This window comes from Pseudomonas sp. B19(2017) (assembly GCF_002113165.1).
Classification (GTDB): domain Bacteria; phylum Pseudomonadota; class Gammaproteobacteria; order Pseudomonadales; family Pseudomonadaceae; genus Aquipseudomonas.
This window is the reverse complement of the sequence record NZ_NEJR01000022.1, coordinates 61,594-71,291: the sequence shown is the minus strand read 5'-3', so window position 1 is coordinate 71,291 and position 9,698 is coordinate 61,594. Positions and strand designations below refer to the sequence as shown.

The following is a 9,698-nucleotide window of genomic DNA, read 5'->3' as shown; positions in this document are numbered from 1 at the left end:
ATATCCGAATTAGCCAAGAGTGTTCAAAAGACATTCTGGCAACAGAATTTCTTGACGACCATAGAGCATTGGAACCACCTGATCCCATCCCGAACTCAGCAGTGAAACGATGCATCGCCGATGGTAGTGTGGGGTTTCCCCATGTGAGAGTAGGTCATCGTCAAGATTCATTTCGCAAAACCCCTATCTGCGCATGCAGGTAGGGGTTTTGTCTTTGTGGCGCAAAAATCTCCAGCCCTACGCAATCCCCTGTGTGGGAGCGGGCAAGCCCGCGAAGCAGGCGACGCGGTGTATGGCACCGGCTGCGCCGGTGTTCGCGGCCACAGCCGCTGCCACAGGGACCGCGTGAACACGTGAGGAGCTTGGTGTCATTCGGTCCTTTCATATCCGCGTGATATCGTTCCCCCTCAGCCACCAGCGCCTGCCAGAGACCTCCCGATGCCCAACTCCACCCATCTTCACCCCGGCTTCATGATCGTCCACGGCAACCGCCTTGACGACCTGCGCAGCCTGGTGGTGAGCTGGATGCGTCGCTATCCCTTGGCGCCGCTGGAAAACGAAATCGCCTTGGTGCAAAGCAATGGTATCGCCCAATGGCTCAAGCTGGCCCTTGCCGAAGACCCTCAGGAAGATGACCAAGGCGGCTGCGGCATCGCCGCCGCCATCGACGTGCAACTGCCGGGCAGCTTCATGTGGCAGCTGTACCGCAGTGTGCTGGGCCGTGACGAAATTCCTGAAGTCTCCCTGCTCGACAAGGCACCGCTGACCTGGCGCCTGATGCGCCTGCTTCCGGCTTTGATCGAACGTCCGCATTTCGAGCCGCTACGGCGCTTCCTTACCGAGGACAGCGACCTGCGCAAGCGCTACCAGCTCGCCGAGCGCCTGGCCGACCTGTTCGACCAGTATCAGGTCTACCGCGCCGACTGGCTCAAGGATTGGGCGGCTGGTGAGCACGTCCTCAGTACCGCCCGCGGCGAGCGCAAGGCGCTGCCCCCGGGCAACCGCTGGCAGGCCGAGCTATGGCGGGCATTGCTGGAAGATGTTGGTGAACAGGGCATGGCGCAGAGCCGCGCCGGCGTACATCAGCGCTTCATCGAACGAATCGACAGCCTGGAGCACGCTCCTGCCGGGCTGCCTGCCCGGGTGATCGTATTCGGCATCTCCTCGTTGCCAGCCCAAGCCCTTGAGGCACTGGCCGGCCTGGCACGCTTCAGCCAGGTGCTGCTGTGCGTGCACAACCCCTGTCGCCACCACTGGGCCGATATCGTGGCCGACAAGGACCTGCTGCGCCACCAATACAAGCGCCAGCAACGCAAGCAGGGCATGCCCTTGCAGCTGGACGAGCAGTCGCTGCACCAGCATGCCCATCCCTTGCTGGCCGCCTGGGGCAAGCAAGGCCGCGACTACATCAACTTGCTCGACAGTTACGACGACCCTGGCAGTTACCAGGGCGTGTTCAGCGACGGCCGCATCGACCTGTTCAGTGACGGCTCGCCCACCACGCTGCTCAACCAGCTGCAGGACGATATCCTCGAACTGCGCCCGCTCGCCGAAACCCGCGAGCAGTGGCATCCCGTCGACCCGGCGACGGACCGCTCGATCCGCTTCCACATTGCCCACAGCCCGCAACGCGAAGTGGAGATCCTCCACGACCAGCTGCTGGCCCGGTTCAGCGCCGACCCTACCCTGCGCCCACGTGACGTGATCGTCATGCTGCCGGCCATCGACACTTACGCGCCGCATATCCGCGCCGTATTCGGCCAGTTGCAGCGCAGCGATCCGCGCTACATCCCGTTCACCCTCACCGACCAGGGTCAGCGTGGCCGCGAACCCTTGCTGATTGCCCTCGAACACCTGTTAAAGCTGCCGGACAGCCGCTTCGCAGTCAGCGAAGTGCTCGACCTGCTGGACGTACCGGCAGTCCGCGCCCGTTTCGGCATCCGCGAAAACGACCTGCCCACGCTGCATCGCTGGATCGAGGGGGCCGGCATTCGTTGGGGCCTCAATGCCGAGCAGCGTGCCAGTCTGGGCTTGCCCGCAGGGCTTGAGCAGAACAGCTGGCGGTTTGGCCTGCGGCGGATGCTGCTGGGTTATGCCGTAGGCGTGGGTGAGGCCTGTGATGGCATCGAACCCTACGATGAAATCGGTGGCCTGGACGCGGCGCTGATCGGCCCGCTGGTCGCCTTGCTCGACGCCCTCGATGTGGCCAGCCAGGCCCTGTCCGAGCCTGCCACTGTCAGCCAGTGGGGCGAGCGCCTGCATGCCTTGCTGCACGTGTTTTTCCTGGCTGAAGGCGAGCGCGACGAGTTCCTGCTGATGCAGTTGCAGGATCTGCGGGACGGCTGGCTGGAAGTGTGCGAGGCCGTCGGCCTGCAAGACCCATTGCCGCTGACCGTGGTACGCGAAGCCTGGCTGTCGGGCCTCGACCAGGGCAAATTGTCCCAGCGCTTCCTCGCCGGCTCGGTGAACTTCTGTACCCTCATGCCGATGCGCGCCATCCCGTTCCGGGTGGTCTGCCTGCTGGGCATGAATGATGGCGATTACCCCCGCGCTCAGCAGCCGCTGGACTTCGACCTGATGGCCAGCGACTACCGCCCCGGTGACCGCTCACGCCGTGAGGACGACCGTTACTTGCTGCTCGAAGCGCTGCTGTCTGCACGCGACCAGCTGTATGTCAGCTGGGTCGGGCGCAGCATCCGCGACAACAGCGAACGCCCGGCCTCGGTACTGATCGGCCAGTTACGCGATCACCTGGCGGCCGGCTGGAAGTTGGCCGGCGCGGGGCAGGGGCTGCCAGAAGAATCGGGCGAGCAATTGCTGCACGCACTGACCCAGGAGCACCCGCTGCAACCGTTCAGCCCACGCTACTTCCAGAAGGGCAGCCCGCTGTTCAGCTTTGCCCACGAGTGGCAGGTGCTGCACCAGCAAGGTCAGGAAGACGAGCAGGGCGACCCCGGCCTGGCGCCTTACCATGACGATGAGGCCTTGAGCCTGACCCAGCTGAGTGACTTCCTGCGCCATCCGGTGCGGCACTTCTTCAGCCAACGTCTGAAGGTGTACTTCGAAGCGCTGGAAGCACCGACCCCGGACGAAGAACCCTTCGTCCTCGATACCCTGCAACGCTACGGCGCCAGTGAAAGCCTGCTCGGTGCAGCGCTGGCCGAGCCGGACAATGCCGAGCAGGCCCTGCAGGCCCAGGCTCGGCGCTTGCAGGCCTGTGGCGTGCTGCCTCTGGCCGGCTTCGGCGAGCTGCTGCAGCGCGAGCTGATCGAACCCCTGCCGGACCTGCTGCAACGCCACCGCCAGTTATTGCAACGCTGGCCGCACTTGGTTGAGGGGTCATTGCCGGTGCATTTCGAGCACGGCCCGCACCGCCTTGAAGGCTGGCTGGGCCGGGTGTTCCAGGCGGATGACCAGAGCCTGCTCAGCATCACCACTGTTCCCAACACCATCAGTGCCGGGCGTAATGCCCTCAAGTGGCACCGCCTGATCGCGCCTTGGGTCACGCACCTGGCGGCCTGCGCAGCGGGCTACCCCTACAACAGCGCGCTGGTGGCCAGCGACCTGACCCTGCTGCTTGCGCCACTGCCGCAAGCCCAGGCGGCGCAACTGCTGGGCGACCTGCTGGTGGCCCGCCAGGCGGCAATGAATGCACCGTTGCCGGTCGCGGCCAAGACCGCGTTCGCCTGGCTGGCCCAGGACGATAGCGACAAAGCCCTGGCTGCTGCAGCCAGCGCCTACGAAGGTGATGAACGCACCAGCTTCGGCGAGCGCAGTGAAAGCATCGCCCTGGCCCGGCAGTTCCGCGACTTTGCCGCGCTCACCGCTGATGAAACCTTCGAAGGCTGGTGCGAAGCCTTGTACCGCCCATTGTTCAACGCCCCGTGGCAAACCCTGGGCAACCCGGAGAAAGGCGCATGACCCAGGACCGTCCACTGGCACTGAGTTTCCCCCTGCATGGCAGCCAGCTGATCGAGGCCAGCGCCGGCACGGGCAAGACCTTCACCATTTCGGCACTGTACTTGCGCCTGATCCTCGGCCACGGTGGCGAGCAGGGCTTTGGCCGCGAGCTGCTGCCACCGCAGATCCTCGTGGTGACCTTCACCGACGCGGCCACCAAAGAACTGCGCGAACGTATCCGCGCTCGCCTGGCCGAAGCTGCACGGTTCTTCCGTGGCGAGCTGACGGCGGCCGATCCGCTGCTGCATCAACTGCGTGACGACTACCCGGAAGAAGTCTGGCCACGCTGTGCCGGCCGCCTGGAGATTGCCGTGCAGTGGATGGACGAGGCTGCGGTGTCGACCATTCACGGCTGGTGCCAGCGCATGCTGCGCGAACATGCCTTCGACAGCGGCAGCCTGTTCACCCAGACCCTGGAAACCGACCACAGCGAGCTGCTGGGTCAGGTCATGCGCGACTACTGGCGGCGCTTCTGCTATGGCATGCAAGGCGACGCGCTGGCCTGGGTGCGTAGCCACTGGGGCAGCCCCGATGCCTTGCTGCCGCGGATACGCCCGCTGTTCGGTCGCGTGCGCACCCAGCAGGACGGGCCAGAGCCTGCCGCACTGATCCAGGCATCGCTGCAGCAGCGTGGCGAGCAGTTGGCCCGGCTCAAGGCGCCCTGGGCGCAGTGGGCCGAAGAACTGCGGCAGATCTGCCGTGATGCGCTGGCCGCCAAACAGGTTGACGGCCGCAAGATGCAGGCTCGGTACTTCGAACCCTGGTTCGACAAGCTCTGCGCCTGGGCCGCAGACGACCAACTGGCGGAACTCGACCTGGGGACTGGCTTCACCCGCCTGACCCCGGCGGGTATGGCCGAAGCCTGGAAGGGCGAACCACCCGAGCATCCGGCCCTCGACGCCATGCAAAGCTTGCAGCAACAGTTGCAGGCGCTGGACAGCCCGGATGCTCCGTTGCTCGAGCATGCCGCCAACTGGGTATCGGCACGCTTCGAAGTGGAAAAACGCCGGCGCGCGGAAATGGGCTTCGACGACATGCTCCTGCGCTTGCAGCACGCCTTGGCCAGCGAGGCCGGCGAGCGCCTGGCCAGCCTGATCCGCGAACAGTTCCCGGTGGCGTTGATCGACGAGTTCCAGGACACCGACCCGGTGCAGTACGGCATCTTCGAGCGCATCTACCAGATCAGCGAAAACCGCGCCGAAACCGGCCTGTTCATGATCGGCGACCCCAAGCAGGCGATCTATGCCTTCCGTGGCGCCGACATCTACACCTACCTCGCCGCCCGCCGTGCCACGAGTGGTCGCCTGCACAGCCTGGACACCAACTATCGCTCCAGCAAGGCCATGGTCGCGGCGGTCAACCAGGTATTCCTGCACGCCGAGGCACGTGAAGCAGGGCGTGGCGCATTCCTGTTCCGCGAGGCCGATGACAACCCGCTGCCGTTCATCGAGGTCCGCGCCAAAGGCCGTGGCGAGCAGCTGTTGATCGACGGTGAAGCCTGCGCAGCCCTGCAATGCTGGCATCTGCAAAGCGAAACGCCGGTCTCCGGCAGCGTTTACCGCCAGCAACTGGCAGCCAGTTGCGCCAGCCATATCGTCGCCTTGCTCAATGGCGGCCAGCAGGGCACGGCTGGTTTCCAGAATGCCGAAGGTGAACTGCGCCCGTGCCTGCCGTCCGATATCGCCATCCTGGTGCGCGATGGCCATGAAGCGCAGATGGTCCGGGCCGAGCTGGCCGCGCGCGAAGTGCGTAGCGTGTACCTGTCCGACAAGGACTCGGTATTCGCCGCCCAGGAAGCACACGACCTGCTGGCCTGGCTCAAGGCCTGCGCCGAGCCCGATTCGGAGCGCCTGCTCAAGGCCGCCCTGGCCAGCCTCACCCTCGATCTGTCGCTGGCTGCGCTGGACCGCCTGAACCAGGACGAGCGGGTCTGGGAAGACTGGGTCATGCGTTTTCGCCGTTACCGCGACACCTGGCAACGCCAGGGGGTGCTGCCGATGCTGCGGCACTTGCTGCATGACTTCCAGTTGCCGCGCACGCTGATTCGCCGCAGCGATGGCGAGCGGGTGCTGACCAACTTGCTGCACCTGGCCGAGCTGCTGCAGCAGGCCGCCGGCGAACTGGACGGCGAACAGGCGCTGATCCGCCACCTGGCCGAGCACCTGGCCAGTTCAGGCCAGGCTGGGGAGGAGCAGATTCTGCGCCTGGAGAGTGATGAGCAACTGGTAAAAGTGGTGACCATCCACAAGTCCAAGGGCCTGGAATACCCCTTGGTCTACCTGCCGTTCATCTGCACCGGCAAACCGGTGGATGGCAGCCGCCTGCCGCTGGCCTGGCATGATAGCGAGGGCAACGGCCACCTTACCCTCACCCCGGACCAGGAGCAGATCGAGCGCGCCGACGACGAGCGCCTGGCCGAAGACCTGCGCCTGCTCTACGTGGCCCTGACCCGCGCTCAGCATGCCTGCTGGCTGGGTGTCGCCGACCTCAAGCGGGGCAACCAGAAGAGCTCGCAACTGCACCGCTCGGCGTTCGGCTACCTGCTGGGAGGCGGTCTCGCCCTGGCGAGCTCGCAACAACTGACAGACTGGTTGCAGGCCTTGGCTGCAACGTGCCCGCACATCAGCTGCCCGGGCCTGCCGCAGGCGGATGACCAGACGTACCGCATGCCACATGCCGAACGCGAGCTGCTGCCTGCCCGCAAGCCGCGCCGTGCGGCGGGGGCCGAGCATTGGTGGATCGCCTCGTACAGTGCCCTGCGCGTCGGCGACCAGACCCTCGGTGCCGACAGCTCCCAGGCCCAGCAGTTACTGGACGATGAAGTGGTCGATAGCCAGGTGCTGCGCGAGGTGCCGGCCGACAGTGGCGATATCCATCGCTTCCCGCGCGGGCCCAACCCCGGCACCTTCCTGCATGGTTTGCTGGAATGGGTTGGCCGCGAGGGCTTCAGCCAGGTTAGCGGCAATGCACGGCTGATCGAGCGAACCGTTGGCCAGCGCTGTAACCGTCGTGACTGGACCGGCTGGATTCCCACCCTGACCCACTGGCTGCAGCGCCTGCTGGGCGAAGCGCTGCCATTGCCGGGCAACAACCTCAGCGTGACGCTCGGGCAGTTGCGCCACTACCAGATCGAAATGGAGTTCTGGTTCGCCAGCCACCAGGTCGATGCCGAACAACTCGACCACCTGGTAGCGCGCCACACCCACCCCGGCCTCGCACGCCCGGCGGCGCAGCCAACCGTGCTCAACGGCATGTTCAAAGGTTTCATCGACCTGGCCTTCGAGCTGGACGGGCGTTACTACGTGACCGACTACAAGTCCAACTGGCTGGGCCCGGATATCCAGGCCTACGATACCCAGGCCATGGAAAAGGCCATCCTCGAACATCGCTACGACCTGCAGTACGTGCTGTACCTGCTGGCCCTGCACCGCCAGTTGCGCGCCCGCCTGCCTGACTACGACTATGACCGCCATGTCGGCGGCGCCTTGTTCATCTTCTTGCGAGGCGCCAGCAGCAGCGGCCACGGCGTTTACCACGCCAAGCCGCCGCGTGAGCTGATCGAAAGCCTTGATGCGCTGTTCCGTGGCGAGCATCCGCCGGTACAGCAGGACCTGTTTGCCGGAGCCGTGATATGAGCCGAAGCCTCGTCGACCTGTTGCCCACCCCGTTGCACGCCGAGCACCTGCTCGCGCTGGCGCCACAGCATGACAGCGGCGACCTGCTGCAACTGCTTGATCGCTGGGTGGAACGGGGCTGGCTGCGTGCCCTGGACCGTGCATTCGTATCGTTCCTGGAAGAGCGAGCCCCCGGTAGCGATCCTCTGCTGTTGCTGGCCGCCGCCCTTGCCAGCCACCAACTGGGGCATGGCCATGTCTGCCTCGACCTGCAGCAGACCCTGGCCGAGCCCGATTTTGCCCTGTCGTTGCCGCCCGAAGGCGACGCCTTGACCGGCCCCTTGCTACTGCCCTCGCAGTTGCTCGCCGACCTCGACCTGCACGCCTGGCGCCAGCGCATTGCTGCCAGCCCGCTGGTCGCCGCCGGTGATACCCCGGGCCAGCAAGCGCGGCCCCTGGTGCTCAGCGGAGAGCGCCTGTACTTGCGCCGTTACTGGAGTTACGAGCGGCGCGTCGACCATACACTTCGCCAGCGCCTGACCCAGTCCGAAGCACCCCCGGCCGACTTGCGTGGCCGCCTGGCGCAGCTGTTCGACGGTGGCACGCCGGCTGGCCAGGTGGACTGGCAAAAGCTTGCCTGCGCCCTTGCCACCCGCGCAGGCTTCAGCATCATCACCGGCGGCCCCGGCACGGGCAAGACAACTACCGTGGTACGCCTTTTGGCCTTGCTGCAGGCGCCGGCGGTGGAGCAGGGCAGGCCATTGCGCATTCGCCTGGCCGCGCCGACCGGCAAGGCGGCCGCGCGCCTGACTGAATCCATTGGCCAGCAGGTCGAGCGCCTGCAGGTCAGCGCCGAGGTGCGCGGGCAGATCCCCACCGAGGTCAGCACCGTGCACCGCCTGCTCGGCAGCCGCCCTGGTTCGCGGCACTTCCGCCACCATGCCGGCAACCCGCTGCCGTTGGACGTGCTGGTGGTCGATGAGGCATCGATGATCGACCTGGAAATGATGGCCACCCTGCTGGATGCCCTGCCACCACGGGCACGCCTGGTGCTGCTGGGTGACAAGGACCAGCTGGCCTCGGTCGAGGCCGGCGCGGTACTGGGTGATCTGTGCCGGGATGCCGAGGAGGGCTGTTACTCGCCAGCGACCGCGGCATGGCTGGAGCAGACCGGTGGCGAGTCGCTGGCGGGCAGTGGCCTCAAGGCCGGCGATGAGCAGCGCAACCCGCTGGCCCAGCAGGTGGTGATGTTGCGCTTCTCGCGGCGTTTCGGCGAAGGCAGCGGTATTGGCCAACTGGCCCGGCTGGTCAACCGCCAGGACTCCCATGCGGCGCGCAACCTGCTGGCCGCGCCGCCGCCCGACGTGCACAGCCTGGCCCTGAAGCACGAACAGGACCGCGCCTTCGACCGCCTGTTGCTTGACGGCCTCAACCGCGGCAGCGATGGCCCACAGGGTTACCGCAGCTATCTGCGCACCCTTGGCCGCTTCCGCCCGGCACTCGATACCGCCGTTGACGACCCAGCGTGGGAGCAATGGGCGGCCAAGGTGCTGCACAGTTTCGAGGACTTCCAGCTGCTGTGTGCGGTACGCCGCGGTGCCTGGGGTGTCGAAGGCCTCAACGAGCGGGTGGCGCGGGTGCTGCACAATGCCGGGCTGATCGACAGCCAGCAGCCTTGGTACGAGGGGCGTCCGGTGCTGGTGACCCGCAACGACTACGGCCTGGGCCTGATGAACGGTGACATCGGCATCGCCCTGCGCCTGCCGGATGAGCGAGGGGCCCCTCTGCTGCGCGTGGCCTTCCCGCGTAACGACGGCAGTGGCGGCGTGCGCTTCGTGCTGCCCAGCCGGCTGAACGAAGTGGAAACGGTATTCGCCATGACCGTGCACAAGTCCCAGGGCTCGGAGTTCAGCCACACCGCGCTGGTGCTGCCGGATGCGCTCAACCCGGTGCTGACCAAGGAGCTGGTATACACCGGCATCACCCGCGCCAAGCACTGCTTCAGCCTGGTCGAGCCCCGCCAGGGTATTTTCGAAGAAGCGGTCGCGCGCAAGGTACGGCGTATTTCCGGGTTGATGCTGGAGCAGGTCTGACCCTGTAGTGAGCCAATAGGAGATCCCCTGT

The 9,698-nt window shown here is 65.9% G+C and carries 3 protein-coding genes and 1 rRNA gene; all 4 read left to right on the top strand.

Going from position 1 to position 9,698, the window contains the following annotated elements; genetic code table 11:
- Positions 1–50: 50 nt before the first annotated feature.
- Positions 51–166, top strand: a 5S ribosomal RNA gene (gene rrf / locus CAF70_RS23460).
- 272 nt (positions 167–438) lie between these two features.
- On the top strand, positions 439–3,921 hold the full coding sequence (gene recC / locus CAF70_RS23455; protein WP_085626780.1) for an exodeoxyribonuclease V subunit gamma: 3,483 nt from the start codon (positions 439–441) through the stop codon (positions 3,919–3,921).
- Positions 3,918–7,595: an exodeoxyribonuclease V subunit beta gene (gene recB / locus CAF70_RS23450; RefSeq protein WP_085626782.1), complete on the top strand. Its 3,678-nt coding sequence runs from the start codon at positions 3,918–3,920 to the stop codon at positions 7,593–7,595. Before recC ends, recB begins: the two co-directional genes overlap by 4 nt.
- Entirely contained in the window at positions 7,592–9,667 is a 2,076-nt protein-coding gene (gene recD / locus CAF70_RS23445; RefSeq protein ID WP_085626784.1) for an exodeoxyribonuclease V subunit alpha, read from the top strand. The genes recB and recD overlap by 4 nt, the downstream gene beginning before the upstream one ends.
- Positions 9,668–9,698 lie beyond the last annotated feature (31 nt).

Coding starts and splice junctions, on each gene's coding strand:
- recC (WP_085626780.1), top strand. CDS start 439: ATGCCCAACTCCACCCATCTTCACCCCGGCTTCATGATCGTCCACGGC.
- recB (WP_085626782.1), top strand. CDS start 3,918: ATGACCCAGGACCGTCCACTGGCACTGAGTTTCCCCCTGCATGGCAGC.
- recD (WP_085626784.1), top strand. CDS start 7,592: ATGAGCCGAAGCCTCGTCGACCTGTTGCCCACCCCGTTGCACGCCGAG.